Raw genomic sequence first — 19,422 nt, forward strand, 5'->3', positions numbered from 1 at the left:
TGCTCGACTTTAGCTTAACTTGTTTGCATAAATAGAAACACATGAATCAATTTTTATCTGGGATCATTGGGGTGATCCTATGTCTCCTACCCATTTGTTTATCAGCACAACTTAGCGAGGATTTTACCGACAGAGATATTACAAATAATCCGACCTGGATCGGAGATGATTCCTTATTTAGCGTTACGGCAAATGAGGAATTGCAAAGCCAGGGAAATCCTCTGACAGAGACCATTTATTTGGCTACCGCCCAAAATCAGCTTAATGATATAGAGTGGAGGATCGATCTGAGATATGCATTTGGTCCTAGTGGAAGCAATGCGATTCGGATCTATTTGATGGCCGATCAATCCAATATGCGAGCAGCTTTGCAGGGATACTTTTTACAAATAGGGGAAAGTGGTTCTAATGATAGTTATGACCTTTATCGTCAGGATGGAACAACGATTACCAAAATCATAGATGGGGTGGATGGAAGAGCAGGCTCCGGAGTTGATGTTCGCATACGTGTTAGCCGAACTTTAGCAGGTGTTTGGGAACTTTATTCAGATCCTAGCAAAACAGATAATTTTCAATTGGAAGGAAGCGCAACAGACAATACCTATAACAGTACGGCCTGGTTTGGCATTTCTGTAACGCATACTTCTTCACGTGCCAATTCCTTCTTCTTTGACAATATATATGTAGGACCGGAAGTACAGGATACAATGGCTCCTGATCTTTTGAGTGTAAATGTACTTTCTGCAACAAGTCTGGAATTGCATTTCTCAGAGGCTATGGAAAGTAGTTCGGCCGGATCAGCCGCTAATTATCGTTTGCAGCCAGATGATGTCGCTCCTGCAAATGCTCAACTTGATCCGACAAATGCAGCAAAGGTGATCTTGACCCTGGCAAACCCCCTGGTAAGTGGCAATAGCTATAGTATAGAAGTTTCTGGCTTGAGTGATCTTGCGGGGAATCTCATGCAAGGGACCCAAAGTCAGACTTTTGATTATTTGGAAATCGAATCTGCCCTGGCTTTTGATGTAGTGATCAATGAAATATTTGCGGACCCGACCCCTAGTCAGGGATTGCCGGAAGCAGAATTTCTGGAACTTTTCAATAGAAGTAATAAAGTCCTGGATTTACAAAACTGGAGCATTTCTAATGGCTCTACCGTAGGGCTTTTACCTGCACATGTTATGGGTCCGGGAGAACTTTTGATTTTGACCAGAGATACAGATGCCGGGAGATATAGCCCATTAGGTACAACCATAAGCCCGACGAATTGGACAACTCTGGTCAATAGTGGAGATAACCTGGGCCTTAGAAGTGCTGATGGAGTCTTGATAGACACGGTAGACTACGAACCTGAATGGTTCAGAGATGAGTTTAAGGCAGGAGGTGGCTTTTCTCTTGAACGCATCAATCCCGATAATCTGGATTGTCCTTCCAAAGCCAATTGGGCTTCAACCGTAAACGCACAAGGAGGAACGCCCGGAGCTTTCAATAGCATCTTTAATCCCAATCCTGAAAATGATCCTCCTGCACTGGCAAGTGTAGCAGTTTTGGATCCTCAGAATCTGGAACTATGCTTTGATGAGCCTATGGATGCCGCTTCGCTGAATAACTTAGGCATTTATACTCTCACAGGAATAGGCGCTCCCTTAAGTGCCGAAGCTCAAGGTCCGGATTTTGAATGTGTTCGCCTCAGCTTTTCAACGGCTTTACAACTAGGGCAAATTTATCAACTGGAAGTGGATGCTGCCGTTGTGGATTGTAGTGGAAATGCAATGGGAAGCATGTCCTCTTTACCAGTAGTGCTGGCTCGTCCAGCTCAGGCCCATGAGGTTGTATTTACAGAACTCTTTCCAGACTTCAGCCCTTCTGAAGGATTGCCGGATGCAGAATTTGTGGAGATATACAATCGGACTGCTGAGGTTCTGGACTTGAGTGGATCTGTATTGACTGATGGAGGCGGATTTGCCCTGATCAATAATTTGCAGATTTTCCCCAATGAATATGTGATACTTTGCAAACTGGATGATGCAGAGGAGTTTGAATCTTTTGGAAAAACAGTAGGACTGGATGGCTTTCCTTCCCTCGGTAATGCGACAGATTCTTTGACCTTTTTCGCAGTGTCCGGAGATGTATTAGACTTCGTGTATTATTCTGATGATTGGTATGGAGATCCGGATAAGGCGAGTGGAGGATTTAGTCTTGAGAAAATCGATCCGAATTATCTCGATTGTAATCAGCCTGATAATTGGCGGGCGTCAGAAGCCCTTGATGGGGGAACACCCGGCAGCGAGAATAGTATCAATGGGAGTTATACAGATACAGAGCTTCCTTTAATCAGTGGCATTCGGATATTAGGGAGTAATGGCCTGGAGCTGATTTTTTCCGAACAAATGGATCCTGCCAGCCTGGAGATGCTTAGTAATTATGTAGCAGGCCAAGGCATTGGTACTCCCATTTTAGCTATGGCTACAGCCCCTCATTATACAAGCGTTCGCCTTAGCTTCGACCAGGACTTTCAGGAAAATATACTTTATACCCTGGATGTAGCGGGCTTGTTGGATTGTGCCTCCAATGAACTGGAAGGAAGTTTCAGTTTTGGTTTGCCCTTACCCGCGCAAATTGGAGATGTCTTAATCAATGAAATTCTCTTTAATCCCCGAAGTGGAGGAGCCGACTATGTAGAAATCGCCAATGTTTCCGAGAAAATTTTGGATCTAAAGAGTTTGAGAATAGGCGAAATCTTTCCTGAGACAGATTCCATTTTCAATTCAGATCCCCTTACTACAACTTCAGTTTTATTCTTCCCGGGCCAATTGATTTGCTTGACTGCGGATGCGGGTTTTCAGATTCAACAATACCAACCGATTGCTGCCGCCAATTTTCTGGAGATGGAATCTTTTCCCAGCTATGATGATGGCAGTGGGGAATGCGTGATATTTTCTGATTCGGGTGCGGTATTGGATCGATTCTATTATGAAGATGATTTTCACTACCCAACCCTCATAGATGATGATGGAGTTTCTTTGGAAAGGATTTCTTTGAGTGTTCCCGCTTCGGAGGCCTCAAATTGGCATTCAGCAGCTTCTACCCTTCGTTTTGGCACTCCGGGCTATCCTAATAGTCAAGAGATAGATCAGAATTCAATGATTTCAGAAGTTCGTCTGGACAGAGAGAGTTTTACCCCTGATTTGGATGGAGTAGGGGATGTAGTAGCTATTGAATATGACTTCGATTTTAATGGAGCCAATGCTCGGGTAAGTGTATTGGATAGCCAGGGGAGACCAATCAAAATCCTTCAACAAAACACCTTGCTGGGAACAGAAGCCGGTTCTTTCTTTTGGGATGGAACAGATGCTAAAGGTACGAAAGCCGATCTTGGAATCTACATCATTCTATTTGAACTCACCCAGGCAGAAAATGGTCAAAGACAGGTCTATAAATTACCTGTAGTTCTGGCAGCGAAATTCTAGCTTTTTCTTATTAAATATCCCCTTTCCTATGTAAGTAGCTCTATTATCTTGCTATTTTATTTACTCTGATAATATGTAATTTAATATAATTGTAATATTGGAGTAGGTTAATAGATTGTACATGGATAATAAAAAGCGTAGCAAGCTTTCTCTTGGAAAAAGGTTAAAAGACCAACTTAAACTGCAGCGCAAGAGGACATGGTTCTTGTTTGCTGGCTTGATTCTGATCAGTTCCGGCGGATACTATGAGGCGAACCGGGAGAGAAACGCGAATCTTAATTTTGCTGAGCTCGCTTATGAAGAGTTTATAGACGAACTGGATGGCAATTATAAGAAAGGCCTGATCTTTTTCCATACAGACTATTGCTATCCCTGTCAGCGTATCAATGAAGTCTTTATGGGAGATGTAGCGGCTATTGAATTAGTGCAAAGCAATTTTCTCCCCTACAAGCTGGATGCATTTGAAAAAGAGCCGGGAATGATGTTGGCGGAGAAATATAAGGTAGACAAATACCCCACCTTTTTGATTATAGATGATGATGGAACAGAGATCGGAAGAAGTAGTTTTGAGGGAGATAAAGAAAAATTTCTAGCTGAAATACGATCTTTTGTTGGAGAAAAAGGGAAGGCTAAAAAATCAGAGCTTCAATACAAAAAGAAGGAAACCCGCTATGCTTTAGCCCTCAGTTCCTATGAGAAATACACAGAAGCAAGAAATAATGCTATGTTGAAAAGGGAGATTTGGGATAAAGAGATTTGGATCGAAGATACAGACGGCCAAAGCTATGAACTTCTCCTGGGCAAATTTGACAATAAAAATGATGCCCGTCTGGCCAAAAAATACCTCAATTCATGGGAAGGTATTGATAGTGAAATTCGCCCCCTCAAGGCCCATGCGCAATCTTATCAATAAATTTCCTCATAAAATCATCTATATTTCTATATTTACCTTTCTTTAAGCATTCCTCCTGCGCCCGGAACCAAAGAGGTTTCTTTGCTCTGCTGTGACAAACAGGAGATGAATTGACCAAATGCGAATTATTTCGAAAGCGGAATAATGTTTGCATTTTTGTTGAAACTGTATTTCAAACGGAATATAAGCGTTCTCATTTATGTTGAAGAAAGGTGCGATTATCGTATTGACGATAATAGTTACTTCCTTGCTTTTTGATGCAACTCCCCCACAAAGTCAAGCAGGTATAATGACAGCCATCGAAGATGATCCCCATAAACTCGGGACCTATCTTAGGATAATGAAAGCGCCTGGCATTGACAAAATTTTCACCCACTTACACCACAAAAAACGATTTAACGGATCCGTCCTGGTTATGCAGGAAGGGGAGACTTTGTATAAGAAAAGTTTTGGTTATGCCAATATGCGTACAAAGGAAAATCTGGATGAGCATTCTGCTTTCCAGTTGGCATCGGTTTCCAAAATATTTACAGCTTATGCTGTAGTGCTCCTTCAGCAGGAAGGGAAGCTGAATATAGAGGATAAAGTTGCCGATCATATCAAAGGCTGGCCGTATGATAATATGAGCATAAAAAACCTGCTCAACCATCGTTCGGGAATGTCGCGGTATATGGCAGTAGCGAGTTGGTATTGGAAGAACTGGAGAAAGGACATGAGCAATGATGATGTATTGAAACAGTTCATTCGTCATAAGCCTCCGATCTTCTTTCGCCCGGATCGCAATTTCAATTATTGCAATACCAATTATGTGATCCTGGCTTCTTTGGTAGAGGAAGTTTCGGGCATGCCCTTTGAGGAGTTTATGCAGGAGAGAATCTTTACTCCTTTGGAAATGAAGGATGCGATGATTTTTGGAAGAGGGCAGGGGATGGAGATTCCCCATGAGGCGGAAGGCTATAAAGCAGGACGAAGAGGGTATTATAAAGCCCCCAATGACTACATCGATGGTGTATGGGGAGATAAGAATATGTTTGCCAGTATTTCTGATCTTGAAAAATTTGACGAAGGACTGAGAAAATATAAACTCCTGGATGAAGAGCACACAGCTTTGCTTTTTGAGCCAGGATCAAAATGGCGTAAATACAATTATGGTTTAGGTTGGAGACTCAAAAGAGGAGAGGAAAATCTGATCTATCATTTCGGCTGGTGGCGTGGATACAGAACCTGTTACATTAAAGATCCCACGAACGACCTGACCCTGATCATTCTTACAAACCGTGACCACCCAGGTCTGAATGTAGATTATTGGAAAGTCTATAAACAGATCCTCGACACCTGAGACTACATACAAACCCTTTGTATACTTCCATTTTGTTGCGATCGCACAGTCTTTGACTGTGCGATATGCTTTTAGGGATTTGTGTAAAAAGAAATGGCTCCATCTGGGGATAGATGGAGCACATTGAGTTTGGGGTATTAGGTAGGTTAATAGGGAAAATCAAAATGAAATCTATCATTTGATCTTCAACACTAAGATAGAAAAAAAATGTACTTGCACAAAGTAATAGTCTGAGACCCGAACTATATGTGGCGTAAAAAAATCAAGCCTTTCTATCATTTTTGATCAAGATATTGACGCTTCCCGCAAAATACTTACATGAAAAGATGGAGCTGGATGTGAAAGGTAAATTTTCTATATTTCTCCGCTATTTATTTGCTATTAGAGAAAATAAAGGCCAATACGGCCAGGCAGGCCGCAACGGAAGCAAGGACATATATAGAGGCCAGAAGCATTTTCCCTTCCTCCAACAGACGGAAAGTTTCCAGGCTAAAGGTAGAAAAGGTTGAGAAGCCTCCGCAAAAGCCTACAAGGACAAGTAGCTTTAGTCCTTCGTCCAAATTGAGATGTTTCTCGACGTACACCCAGGCCAAAGCCAGCACTACACAACTGAGGATATTCGCAGCAAAAGTAGCGCTGGGAAAACCAGAACTGTGCTTGCCAAGCCAGAGGGATAATGCATAGCGAAGAATACTTCCCAATCCTCCCCCAATAAATACGGCTAAAAATGGGTTCATGAGCCTGCCAGTTTTGCTTCTACGATGCTTTTGAATGATTCATTGAGCCAGGGGACTTCATTATGAATTTTCAGTCTGTGAGAACTGTAAAGACCACTTTCATCGAAATATACCTGTATTCTCACATCGAGATTGTACAACCAGCTTTCCATATGACTACGGGATTCAAAGTAGCTGAATCGTTCTCCCACTCTCACCAGCTTTTGTTCTTGCAACTGGATGCTGCTGGCATACTCGGGCAATACTTGTGCGATCAGGGTATCTCCTGATTCATCTTGAGTGAAATAATCTGTTAATCCTTCCTGATCGAAATATTCCTCATAGGCATAGACCAGATCCCTGATCAGCGGACAGTTTAGACTGGCCTGATCCGAACTGAGTTGATAAACAGAATCTTCTCGGCTTTGAGGAGTTACATTCAGATTATAAACCTCCTTTTGATATGCACGAGCCGTCGCACAACTTTCTTCCAGTTGAGCATACAATCCCTTTAATCCATCTGCTACTTTTCGCTCCGGCTCACGAGAACAGGAGATCAGGGCTGGAAGCAGGAGGAAGAAAAGTATATGCCTGATTTTAGCTTGATTTTGCATCATGTGTAAGGGCTAAATCTAACATGAGAAGATAATGTTGCTTTTTGGATTTATTTGCCACGAGAATCTGACATTTTTTTAAAGGAATCAGGATTCTATCAGGATATCTCCCGACATTTCTTCCGGTATACTTAGTCCCATGAGCGTGAGGATGCTGGGAGCCAGGTCTCCTAGTTTACCCGTAGCAGGCTTAAGTCGATAGGTATTTTCCGGATCAAATAGAATAAGAGGTACCAAAGCAGTTGTATGGGCTGTATGAGGGCTCCCATCTGAATTCTGCATTTTATCAGAATTGCCATGATCGGAAGTAAGGAGGACTTTGTAGCCTTGCTCCATCGCAACCTTTACGATAGCTTCAGAACAGGCATCAACGGTCTCGCAGGCCTTTACAGCAGCCTCAAAAACCCCTGTATGCCCTACCATATCAGGATTGGCGAAGTTTAGGCATACGAAATCAACCTCTCCTTTCTCAATCTCCGGAATGATCTTGTCCCGGATATCATAGGCACTCATTTCCGGTTTAAGGTCATAGGTGGCTACTTTGGGAGAAGGACAGATCATGTATGCTTCTCCGGGCATTTGCTCTTCTCTTCCTCCATTAAAGAAAAAGGTAACATGAGGATATTTTTCAGTTTCTGCTATCCGGATCTGTTTTTTCCCCTGATTAGAAAGGTATTCTCCCAGGCCATTCTTTATCTGGTCCTTTTCATATAAAACATGTAATCCCTGAAACTTCTCATCGTAGCGGGTCATGGTTGCATAATGAAGGTCTAAAGTCTTCATTCCAGCATCGGGCATATCTTCCTGCGTGAGTACATGAGTCAATTGTCTTCCTCGATCCGTACGAAAGTTGTAAAAGAGGAGGGCATCTCCATCGGCAATCTTTGAGACAGGAACACCATCTTTTACTATAACTGATGCTTCAACAAATTCATCTGTAATCTCAGCATCATAAGAAGCCTGGATCGCATCGGCCGCAGAAGTAAAGGCTTTTCCCTTACCTTCAATCAAAAGATCATAAGCCAGTTTCACTCTTTCCCAGCGCTTATCTCTATCCATGGCATAGTATCTTCCTATAATCGTGGCGATCTCTCCACAGCCTTCTTTTTTCATATGGGCTTCCAAATCGGCTATATAAGATTTTCCTCCATCGGGTGCAGTATCTCTTCCATCTGTAAAGACATGAATGTAGACTCCTGCAAGATTTTCTTTGGCAAGGAAACTTATGATCCCCTTTAAATGATCGATACTACTATGAACGCCACCGTCACTTAATAACCCAAGTAGGTGAAGGGGCTTATTTTTGTCTTTACAATAGGAAAGCAATTCCTGAAAAGACTGGTTTTTTGCGAATTCTCCCGATTTTATTTCATGGTTAATTCGCACCAAATCCTGATAAACGATCCTCCCGGCACCAATATTCATATGACCCACTTCTGAGTTGCCCATTTGACCCTCCGGAAGGCCGACAGCATTGCCTGAGGCCTCAAGTTTACAGCTTGATTGCTCTTTGAGGGCTTTGTCATAAAAGGTCGTTTTCGCGGATTGAATGGCGCTAACTGCAGGATTATCTGCAATTCCCCAACCGTCTTGGATGATTAAAATTACTTTTCCAGAATTCATGGGGCAAAGGTATAATTTATTGGCTAGTGCTGGCAACATTTTTGCTATTTCTAGCCTATAAAGCCCAGATATTTATTAGCTGGATTTAAAAAAAGACAATTTTATAGTACTGAAATTCGTGAAAAACTTTCCACCCCATTGTATTGGCACGGTTATGGTACTACTTACATCCGAAAGCAAATGATTGATTTCACAGTTCCGAAAGTATGAGATTTTTCTTAACCATAACTTTGCTTTTCATCACGATGATGGTGAGTCTAGAGCTTGTAAGCGCACAGCCTTCAGGCCGCACCTTCAACACGGTCACGGAGAGTTTAGTCGAAGGAAAAGCAGACCAACTAGCAGATTATTTCGCACAGCGTGTCGAGATTTCCATTAACGGTACGACTCGCGTATATAATAGATCGCAGGCCAGACACGTGATGAGAGACTTTTTCCAGAAATACCCCCCTGATGGTTTCAGCCTGAGACACAAAGGAGATACCGGTGATACGACATTCCTTATAGGTCGTTACCGAAGCCGAAGCGGTTCGTTTGATGTGAACATCTTTATGAACAATCGAAATGATGAGGTAGTAGAAATAAGGTTTGAATGATATAATTGAGAATTTAAGCACAAGCTTTATTATTGAAATCTTTTCAAAAAAATTACCTAGCGGTTCTCAGACGAGAACCGCTTTTTATTTTTGCAAATTAATCAGGACTTTTACGGCCTAATAAAGCAATCATATCTATGCCTGATTTTCTCAATGACCCTCGCACCGATCAAATCATAGCAGCCGCTCTTCAGGAAGACATTGGTCCTGGTGATTATACCAGCCTTTCTACTATACCTGAAGGCCTGCATGCCAAAGCCAGATGCCTGATCAAGGATGAGGGGATTTTGGCGGGTATGGAAATTGCCAGAAGAATCTTTGAAAAAGTAGATCCGAAATTGGAGATGGAAGATCTTCTCAAGGAAGGTACATCAGTAAAATATGGAGATGAGGCCTTTTATGTAAGTGGAGATCCCCGATCCATTTTACAGGCAGAGCGTTTGGTATTAAATATCATGCAGCGCATGAGTGGAATCGCAACCTACACCCATAAAGTAAGTAAGGAGTTGGAAGGCCTGAAATGTAAGGTGCTGGATACCCGTAAAACGACTCCCCTGATCCGTCATCTCGAAAAATGGGCCGTTCATATTGGAGGAGGAGTAAATCACCGTTTCGGGCTGTATGATATGGTGATGATCAAGGACAACCATATTGATTATGCGGGCGGTATCCCACAGGCTATTCAGGCCTGTAAAGCGTATCTGAAAGCTCACAATCTTGATCTTAATATAGAAGTCGAAACCCGCAATCTTGAAGAAGTAAAGATAGCCCTGGATGAGGGAGGAGTCTATCGCATTATGCTAGACAATATGTCTTTGGAAATGATGAAAGAAGCTGTCGAATTGATCGACGGTAGAACTCAAACCGAAGCTTCAGGGGGAATTACAGTAGAAAGAGTGAAAGCAGTAGGAGAAACCGGAGTCGATTATATATCTATGGGAGCGTTGACTCATTCTGTGAAGAGTATGGATATTAGTCTGAAGGCGGTGAAATAAGGGTTTTATTCTTTTTTCTTTAGATAAGGTTAGTTTCTTCTTCTTTTCCTTAGATGAAAAGAAGCAAAAATCAAGCTGCTGCAAAGCCGGCACACATTCCGGCCCCCGCACCCGATGCAGCAGCGAGGCCCCGGCAGCGCCAATCGGGAAAAGGGGCGGCTAAGTGCGGCTGGTTCTTGGCGCTGCGATTTTGGCTCCACCTTTTCTAAAAAGGTGGAAATAAACCCAAATAAAAAAGATGGAAACAAGCCCCAAAATCACCACCCAAACAAAAAGGGAAAAACAAAAAAAGAAGGAACCAGTACTGTGAGAACACTATCTATAGACTATCGACTTCCTATAAATGAAGAACATTCTCTCTGGTCCCTTTATTTAAGATCTGGTTATATTTTTAGACTAGATGTATTTAGTTTCCTGATAGGCTTTTAGCTTGCTTGATCCATTCATTTCTTTCTATCATACTCACATTTATCTCTAAAGCCTTTGCTAAGGTGGGCACATCAGTAGCACTTAGGTTTCCTATTTGGGCGTATTGAAAAATGCCAATGGCATTCAATTTCTTTTCGGTGGCTGGACCTACTCCTTTGATCCGTTTGAGGTTCTCTTTGCTAGCAGAATCACCTGATCCCCAGGGAAAAGCTTCGCTTTTAGGCTTAGGAGATACAGGAGATGAAGGCTTTTTGCTGCTCCCCCCTTTTTTAGGATCTTTTTCCTTTGGGTCTTTGGAAACCTTAGGGGATTTTTTGCTTTTAGGAGCTTTCTTTTTTTCCGCCTTTAACAAATCTTCATGAGCTTCTGTTAAGGCTTTATATTTTTTAGATAGCTTGCTTAGCTTTGCTTCAAGCTTATTTACTTTTCGGTTAAGTTTTCGCTCAGATTTGAAGCTTTCTTTCAAAGATTTTTTTAAATCCTTGCTGGACTTCTTGCATGCTTTGAGCTTTTTTTCGGCTTTTCCCACAGAGTCTTACTAAAATTAAGAAATTGTTAAGTAGTGTTAATTTAAAGTTAAGTCATTTTCTACTCTGGACAAAATTCCTTAAAAAATAAAAGCCCGAATCCGGAGAGGATATCGGGCATTAGTACTAGATAGGGAATAAATAATTCTTTCGAGTGATCTTGAGGCTCCCTATTAACATTAACTCATAAAACCTTATATATCCTTAGACGCGACTTCCAGAAGAATCCTTCGCATCAGCTTTATTTTTTTTGAATAATTGTTTCATAAGCAGACCCGAAAGGAAATCCCCGACCTTAATTTGTATCTTTCGGGCTACCAAGACTTATTAGTATATGCGCCTTTTCTTCCTTTGCTCATTTCTTTTCCTCTCCCTTTATATAGTGAAAGGGCAGGATTCCTTTCCTTTCCCCGATGACATACAAATAGTAGAGCAGCCCATTTATCCGATTCCCGATCAGGCTATCATCAACAGTGGAAAGGTACTTTTGATTCAGATGGCTTATGCCCGGGATCAGATCCTCAATATGGAAGATGTACAGAATGCACTCTGGGATCAGGTGTATAGTGTAGATTTGGTTTTTACCAAATATCCGGAGGACACGAGTAAATGGAGGACCAATTATGATGTGCTGATGAGAGGGAGGTTGGCTTCATTACACAGATTGGATAGCAGCTTATTTCACAAAACAGGGGTCAAATGGCGCTATGTGCTTCAAACCGAATGTAAGACTGAACCAGAAGCCATGCAATACTTTCATGGCTTTGTACTAAGGCTGGAACCGGGAAGACCGCTGGAAGATGTGCCGGAAGAAATTGTAAAGGAAGTGAAAGTTAAGGTGAAGCCCCAAAGGCCTCGATATATTCAACCCAGTGATTCTCTGCCTGATTTCCTAAAACAGCATCCGGAAATGGGTGAAATTGCCTCTATCATTTACGGGAAAGTAGGGAAATTGAAGGACTCCAGTGTATTTCGAATCATGCGCCGGCATCCGGAATGGAAAGATATGCTGGTAGTTATGGATTGGACAGCTAGTATGTATGTAAATCGGGCAACGGTCCTTAATTGGTATAGAAGACAAACGGATCAGGACCGGATCAAGCATTTGGTATTTTTTAATGATGGAAACTGGACCCCGCATGGCGGCAAGAAAATTGGGAAAACCGGGGGCATTTACCATTCAAGACCTTATGATTTTGATAAGATTTTACGCCTTATGTATAAGGTGAGGAAAAATGGCCTGGGGGGAGATCCCGCTGAAAATGACATTGAGGCTTTATTGGTGGCTTCACGAAGTTTATCTGACTACCAGGACATTATTTTTCTCCCGGATCGAAATACTTCTATCCGAGACCTGAAATTATTACTTCGCCTGAAGAAACCCATTCGTATCCTGCTTTTCAGAAATAAAAAAGTCAAGCAAAGAGGAGTAGGGCGGAATAGTGGAAAGTTGGTAGCCAATAATTACATTCATCCCCACTACCTGACCCTCGCAAGTTTTACCGGCGGCTCCATCCATACAGATACACGTGACTTATATCATTTGGACGAACTAAAAGCCGGGGAGACCGTACGTTTTGGCAGATATGAATACAAGAAGCAGCCAAATGGTACGTTTAGGGTTATTAGTAGGTGAGTTGGAAGGGGAGTTTGAGACATACAGCATAGGCTGTCATTGCGAGCTCATATTATGAGCGAAGCAATCCCCTGAACCATCAATTGTTAATTGTATTCAAGGAAATTGCTTCGCCGGAGCTTAGGGCTCGCAAAGACAAGGGAGATTGAAAGTAAAACCAATACCAAGTCGAAATTCCATTTAGGAATATTATGGAATTATTCGAAAAATACTATCTTATCAATGAGCTTGAATATCAGGGGTATAAACTAAAAAACATGAAGCCTTGCCTCTGACACAAAACTGATTCCCTATTTGAATTTCACAGCCACATCGCAGCAACAACAAACAATCCCTTTACAATGAAATTCCGCATCACGACTTTTTGTAGTATACTTTTATTTTTTTTCCACTCATCCATTTTGGCACAAAACATAAACTATTCTGACTCCTGGAAAAGAGTCGACTCCTTGCTAAATAAGGGCCTGACACGTAGTGCGCTAGATCTCGTAACTGAAATTCGCACACAGGCTATAACGGAGGAAAATTCTCAACAAAATATCAAGGCACTGGCCGAACAGATCAAACTGGAAAGTATTATCCAGGAAAAATCAGATTCTCTGGCGATTCGTATGCTGGAGGCTGAGATCGCTAAAGCCAAAAGTCCTGATAAACAAATATTGAGTTCTCTGCTGGCGACTGCCTACTGGAATTATTATCAAAACAATCGCTACCAGATCCTCAATCGTACACAATTGGCCGAAGCCAGTACGGATTTTCAAACCTGGGATGCACGGACTTTCCAGGGAGAGATCATCTGTTTGTATGAAGAATCTCTCAAAGAGAAAGAAGCTTTGCAAAAACTTCCGGTTCGCGATTTTGAGGCTATCATTGTCAAGGCCAAAGATTCTGAGCTTTATCGCCCGACTTTGTACGACCTATTGGCCCACAAGGCCCTGGATTATTTGGTTACTCGGCAATATGGAATCATTGATCCTATCGAGACCTTTGATTTCAATTTTGAGCCGCTTATGGTCTCATCTGATGAGTTCCAAAAATTGAGCTGGGACAAACCAGAAAAGCTCGCAAGAGAAATCAGAACCTTCAAGCTCTTTCAGGAATTGATTGCAGAGCATAAAGGAAAAAATGATAAGGCATTTATAGATGTCGAACTCAAGCGCCTGAAATACATCAAGAATCACGCTACGGGAGAAGATGTAGAGAAAGAAGCAGCTTTTAAGACAGAGCTGGAAAGGCTGGCAAAAGTAGCTCCTAAAGAACCTATTAGCGGGGAAGTCCTATTTGAAATAGCTTCTTTGAAAGCGAATGCTGGTTCAAAATACAATGCAGAAGAAGGGGAAGATCATCGTTGGGAGAAAAAAGAGGCATTGGAGCTTTGTGAAAAGATCATCCGGGATTATCCAGAGACCTTCGGAGCCAGTCAAGCAGAGAATCTCAAGATTAGCATAGAAAGACCCAGCCTTGAACTTAGCATGGAAGAGGTTTATCCTCCCAATGCGCCTATCCTGGCCAAAATCAGTTATAAAAATCCTGAGTCTGTTTGCTTCCGTATCGTAGAACTTAGCGAAAAGCTGAGCAATACCCGTAATCAGAACAACTATTACAAGAAGCTCCTAAAAGAAGGCCGTTCGGTCAGGAACTGGTCCATCGATCTTAAAAATGAAAAGGATTATCAGGGACATAGCACAGAGATTGCGATGGATGAATTGAAAAATGGGCGCTATGTTTTACTGGCTTCTTTTAATGATAAATTTGAATTGGATAAGGACCTGATTCAGCACCAGGAATTTCAGGTGAGTGGGATCGCTTTTTTCCTCCAAAGCGGAATTTCGTCTGGAAAGCAAGGCATGTATATCCGCGATCGGGAAACAGGAGCCGCTCTATCCGGTGCAAAATTGCAAGTGTTTGAAGAGAGTCGGCGAGCAGAGAAAATGAAAAAGCAGGGTTCTACCCTCACTGCCAATAAAGAAGGCTTTATTGCCTTCGATTATCAGGAGCAATATGGAAGGGCACAGTACATCATCAAGCATAAAAAAGATGTTCTGTATTCGAGCAAAGCCTATCGTTATCGGGGACGTCCTTATGGCGAAGCAAGAGTACGTGAGGTAGTTCACTTTTTCACCGACAGAAAAATATACCGTCCTGGCCAGACCATATACTTCAAGGGGATTGCCATGGAATCCATGCAAAATAGCCATACGCTCAAAAAGAGTCAGGAATTGGAGATTCGTTTCAATGATGTGAATGGCCAGGAAATCAAAAAACTTAAGCTAAGAACCAATGATTATGGTTCGGTACAGGGTAGTTTTACTGCGCCCGATAATGGATTGACCGGCCGTATGTCCATCAGTACAGATGGAGGCTACACAGATTTGAGCGTAGAAGAATACAAACGCCCTAAATTTGAGGTAGCCTTTGATCCGGTTGAAGGAGAATATAGCCTGAATGATAAGGTAGTAGTAAAAGGCTTTGCGAAAGCCTTTGCCGGTTCCAATATAGATGGAGCCAAAGTTAGCTACCGCGTAGTCAGAGGAGCAAATTTCCCCTATTGGTATGGGGGATGGAGAGGACGGAGAATATATCCCCGTTTTGGAGGCGAAAAGGAAATCACCAATGGAGAGACAGAAACAGATGTAGAAGGAAAATTCAGCATTAGCTTTACGGCTGAACCTGACAAGAAAATCGATAAAAAGTTCCTGCCGGTATTCTATTATAGAGTATATGCGGATGTTGTGGATATCAGTGGTGAAACCCATTCTGCTCAAGCCTATGTACAGGTGGCTTATACCAGCCTTGATTTGAGCATGACAGTTTCGGATATCGTTTGGCAAGGGAAAGCTGATAGCCTGAAAATCAATACGGTCAATCACAATGGTAGTCCTTTGACTGCAAAAGGAACCTTGACCATCAATCAACTAGAAGCACCCAAGCAGATTTTTCGTGCAAGAAAATGGCCAGCTCCGGATCAGCCAATAATGAGCAAAGAGGAATTCACTAAGAAATTCCCCAGCATTGTTTATAAAGATGAAGACCAGGTTCAAAATTGGCCCAAAACTGAATTGAAAACCAAAGAGCTGGATCTGGACGGGATGACCAAAGTTGGCATTGATGACTTATTGCAAGGAGCCAAAAATGGGAAATATGAAGTGATCCTGACGGTCAAAGATCCTTCCGGTGAAGACTTGAAATTGCAGAAATTCTTCAGTTATGAAGATCCCGGAGACAAGAGCCCATCGGTTCCTGTAGTGTTGGAGGCAAATATAGAAAGCAAAGCCTATGAGCCAGGCCAAACAGCCGTCTTGAGTATTCAAAGCTCAGCCAAACGTCTCTGGGTATTATATGAAGTTAGTCAGGGAGGAAAGGTCCTGCAAAGTGATTATATCCGCCTCAAAGGAAAGAAGGGGGAAAAGATCAATATCCCTATCAGAGAAGAACATAGAGGCGGCTTGGGAGTCGGGGTGTATACTATTTATAATAATGAGTTCAAATCTGAACGCAAAAATATCAGCATCCCCTGGACCAATAAGCAATTAAAGCTGAGTTGGTCTACCTTCAGAAGCAAATTGAGTCCTGGACAGGAAGAAGAGTGGCGCTTGAAAATCAGTGGACCCAAAGGAGAAAAAGTAGCTGCCGAAATGGTCGCCAGCCTTTATGATGAGTCTTTGGATGAATTTCGCAGCAATTACTTCGGCATGAGTCTATACGGCAGCAATTATTCAAGTGCTGTCTGGAATGCAGACTACGGCTTTGGCTGGAACAACTCCTACCGGATATCTGATTTGCCTTATCCTCCTCGCAAATATTATAATGCCCGAGATTACGATCGCCTGATCGCTATTTCTGCCTATGGATATGGTGGAAGAGAGATGATGATGAAGTCTCAGGCTGTAGGGGCAAGGAGTGTTAGAAGCAGAGCTTCAAGACCTGGTGCTCCTATGGAGTCTGCACCTGCGCCTATGGCGGATGAGGTGGTAGCAGGCCAGGCCAACTATATGTCTTTGGAAGAGTCAGATAATGACGGAGTCCCGGATCTTTATGATAAAGAGGTGGGGGATTCTATTTCTACAGCTGAAGATGCTCCAGAAAAGCCCACTTCCGAAGTACCCATCCGAACCAATCTGCAGGAAACCGCTTTCTTCTTTCCCCAACTGGAAACCAATGAAGAAGGAGAAGTCGTCCTGAGTTTCAAAATACCCGAGGCCCTTACCCGATGGAAATTCCTCGGTTTGGCCCATACCCAGGACCTCAAAGTAGGTACGATAGGAGGAAATACAGTTACCCAAAAGGAACTGATGGTTTTCCCCAATATGCCACGCTTCCTGAGAGAAGGTGATAAACTGGCCTTTACCGCTAAAATCTCCAACCTGAGTGAAAAAGCTTTAAGTGGAAAGGCAGAAGTTCGTCTGCTGGATGCTTTGACTATGCAGCCCGTTGAGAATTATTTCGCACTCAATAATAAGGAGCAGAAGTTTGAGGTAAAAGAAGGCCAGAGTACGGTCGTGAGTTGGGAAATAGAAGTGCCGGAAAATGTACAGGCAGTAGTTACCCAGGTAATTGCTTCTGCCGGCGAATTTTCAGATGGGGAGGAAAATGTCTTGCCGATCCTGAAAAACAGCATGTTGGTTACAGAGTCTTTGCCTTTAGCCGTTCGAGGAGAAGAGCAAAAAACCTTCACCTTTAAAAAGCTGGCAAATTCAGGTGATTCTGAAACCCTCAAACATCACAATCTGACTTTGGAGTTTAGTTCCAATCCTGCCTGGTATGCAGTTCAGTCATTGCCTTACCTGATGGAATATCCCCATGAGTGTACCGAGCAGATCTTCAGCCGTTTTTATGCAAATGCTTTGGCCACACATGTCGCCAATTCATCTCCACGTGTGCAGCAGATTTTCAATCAATGGAAACTGGATGCACAAAAACTGAGCAAAGATCAGGGAGCCCTGCTTTCTAATCTGGAAAAGAATCAGGAACTCAAAGCTGTCTTGTTGGAAGAAACTCCCTGGGTACTCAATGCCCGTTCGGAGTCTGAGCGTAAAAGACGAATCGGTCTCCTATTCGACCTGAATCGCATGCAGTCAGAATTCGCCAAAGCGAATAAGCAATTGGAAGAGCGTCAGAATGGTAATGGAGCTTTCTCCTGGTTCCCGGGCATGAGAGACAGTCGATATATCACCCAACTGATCGTTACGGGTATTGGACACATGGATAAGCTGGGAGTAAATAGCGGCAATCCAGAGATCAATGGAATTGGAGCAAGAGGACTGACTTATTTGGACGACCAGATCAGAAAGGATTACCAGAACCTCAAAAAATACAAAGCCAATCTGGAAGAAGATCATCTGGGATACACACAGATTCAATATTTGTATGCACGTTCCTTCTATCCCAATGTTCCTGTAGCTCCTAAAAATGTGGAGGCCTATAATTACTATGCGGGACAGTCGAAAAAATTCTGGTTGAGCAAGAGCAAATACATGCAGGGCATGTTGGCACTTTTTAATCATAGATCAGGTGATCCCAAGGTATCTGCTGATATCCTGAAATCTCTGAAGGAAAATGCGGTATTCAATGAGGAGTTGGGCATGTATTGGAAAGATGTGAATAGTGGATGGTATTGGTACCAGGCTCCTATCGAGCGTCATTCCTTATTGCTCGAGGCATTTCAGGAAGCAGGCAAGGATGAAGAAGCGGTTGAAGAATTGAAAATCTGGTTGCTCAAGAATAAGCAGACCAATGACTGGAAGACAACCCGTGCGACTGTAGCGGCTATCAATGCTTTGCTTTCCAGCGGTACAGACTGGCTGGAGTCCAGTGAATTGGTAGAGATAGTGGTTGGGGGCGAAAGCATAGATCCCAAAACTCGTCCAGATGCGCAAGTAGAAGCAGGGACGGGGTATTTCAAAACCTCATGGGCCGCGAAGGAAATCACGCCTGAAAAAGCGACGATTAGCCTGAATAAAAAAGACAAGGGCATTGCCTGGGGAGCTATGTACTGGCAGTATTTCGAGCAATTGGATAAGATCACTTTTGCCGAAACACCTTTATCCCTGAAAAAGCAACTCTTCCTTAAGAAGAATAGCCCGGAAGGTCCCAAGCTAATCGCTATCACAGATAGCAGCCAGATCGAAAGAGGCGATAAGGTAACAGTACGAGTAGAACTCAGGGTAGATAGAGCCATGGAGTATGTTCACATGAAAGACATGCGAGCAGCAGCTTTTGAGCCTACAGAAACCCTTTCCCGCTATAAGTATAAGGCAGGATTGGGTTGGTATCAAAGTACACGAGATGTGGCTACGCACTTCTTCTTTGATTACCTGCCCAAAGGAACCCATGTATTTGAGTACGACCTGGTAGCTACTCAGACCGGAGATTTCTCCAACGGCATCACCAGCATTCAATCCATGTATGCACCGGAATTTACCTCGCATTCAGAGGGAATTCGTGTACAGGTGAAATAGGATATATTTATTATGTATATGGTAGGGGCAGCTCATGAGCTGCCCCTGCCCCTACATGTTTTTCACAAACCCCTTGTCATTCCGATTCTAGTGGAGGGACCTAAAT

The 19,422-nt window shown here is 42.8% G+C and carries 11 protein-coding genes; 6 read left to right on the top strand and 5 right to left on the bottom strand.

Annotated features, from left to right (window positions below):
* Nucleotides 1–41: 41 nt before the first annotated feature.
* The 3 genes from R8P61_05110 (at nucleotide 42) to R8P61_05120 (ending at nucleotide 5,722) form a co-directional block, all read left to right on the top strand.
* Nucleotides 42–3,470, top strand: coding sequence for a lamin tail domain-containing protein (locus R8P61_05110; GenBank protein MDW3646413.1), 3,429 nt, complete (start codon nucleotides 42–44; stop codon nucleotides 3,468–3,470).
* 121 nt (nucleotides 3,471–3,591) lie between these two features.
* Nucleotides 3,592–4,383 carry a thioredoxin family protein gene (locus tag R8P61_05115; protein MDW3646414.1) on the top strand — a complete coding sequence of 264 codons (792 nt, stop codon included), beginning with the start codon at nucleotides 3,592–3,594 and terminating at the stop codon, nucleotides 4,381–4,383.
* A gap of 199 nt (nucleotides 4,384–4,582) precedes the next feature.
* The gene (locus R8P61_05120) at nucleotides 4,583–5,722 is read left to right on the top strand and encodes a serine hydrolase domain-containing protein (protein MDW3646415.1); all 1,140 of its coding nucleotides are present in this window, start codon (nucleotides 4,583–4,585) and stop codon (nucleotides 5,720–5,722) included.
* Nucleotides 5,723–6,093: 371 nt separating this feature from the next.
* Here R8P61_05120 and crcB read toward each other — a convergent pair whose 3' ends face one another.
* The 4 genes from crcB to R8P61_05140 all read right to left on the bottom strand — a co-directional run bounded on the left by crcB (nucleotide 6,094) and on the right by R8P61_05140 (nucleotide 9,292).
* The gene (gene crcB, locus R8P61_05125) at nucleotides 6,094–6,459 is read right to left on the bottom strand and encodes a fluoride efflux transporter CrcB (protein MDW3646416.1); all 366 of its coding nucleotides are present in this window, start codon (nucleotides 6,457–6,459) and stop codon (nucleotides 6,094–6,096) included.
* Nucleotides 6,456–7,055 carry a hypothetical protein gene (locus R8P61_05130; GenBank protein ID MDW3646417.1) on the bottom strand — a complete coding sequence of 200 codons (600 nt, stop codon included), beginning with the start codon at nucleotides 7,053–7,055 and terminating at the stop codon, nucleotides 6,456–6,458. Before R8P61_05130 ends, crcB begins: the two co-directional genes overlap by 4 nt.
* Before the next feature lie 84 nt (nucleotides 7,056–7,139).
* Nucleotides 7,140–8,675, bottom strand: a complete 1,536-nt coding sequence (gene gpmI / locus R8P61_05135; GenBank protein ID MDW3646418.1) for a 2,3-bisphosphoglycerate-independent phosphoglycerate mutase — start codon at nucleotides 8,673–8,675, stop codon at nucleotides 7,140–7,142.
* Between the two features lie 338 nt (nucleotides 8,676–9,013).
* Nucleotides 9,014–9,292, bottom strand: a complete 279-nt coding sequence (locus R8P61_05140; protein ID MDW3646419.1) for a hypothetical protein — start codon at nucleotides 9,290–9,292, stop codon at nucleotides 9,014–9,016.
* Between the two features lie 116 nt (nucleotides 9,293–9,408).
* On the opposite strand from R8P61_05140, the gene nadC reads away from it, so the two are divergent.
* Entirely contained in the window at nucleotides 9,409–10,266 is an 858-nt protein-coding gene (nadC, locus tag R8P61_05145) for a carboxylating nicotinate-nucleotide diphosphorylase (GenBank protein ID MDW3646420.1), read from the top strand.
* 406 nt (nucleotides 10,267–10,672) lie between these two features.
* Here the strand turns inward: nadC and R8P61_05150 are convergent, their stop codons facing one another.
* On the bottom strand, nucleotides 10,673–11,161 hold the full coding sequence (locus R8P61_05150; GenBank protein MDW3646421.1) for a hypothetical protein: 489 nt from the start codon (nucleotides 11,159–11,161) through the stop codon (nucleotides 10,673–10,675).
* 395 nt (nucleotides 11,162–11,556) lie between these two features.
* Here R8P61_05150 and R8P61_05155 point away from each other — a divergent pair, with 395 nt between their 5' ends.
* Both R8P61_05155 and R8P61_05160 read left to right on the top strand, forming a co-directional pair.
* Entirely contained in the window at nucleotides 11,557–12,858 is a 1,302-nt protein-coding gene (locus R8P61_05155; GenBank protein ID MDW3646422.1) for a hypothetical protein, read from the top strand.
* Nucleotides 12,859–13,199: 341 nt separating this feature from the next.
* Entirely contained in the window at nucleotides 13,200–19,316 is a 6,117-nt protein-coding gene (locus R8P61_05160; GenBank protein ID MDW3646423.1) for an MG2 domain-containing protein, read from the top strand.
* The last annotated feature ends 106 nt before the right edge of the window (nucleotides 19,317–19,422 follow it).

This window comes from Bacteroidia bacterium, assembly GCA_033391075.1.
Lineage (GTDB): Bacteria > Bacteroidota > Bacteroidia > J057 > J057 > JAWPMV01.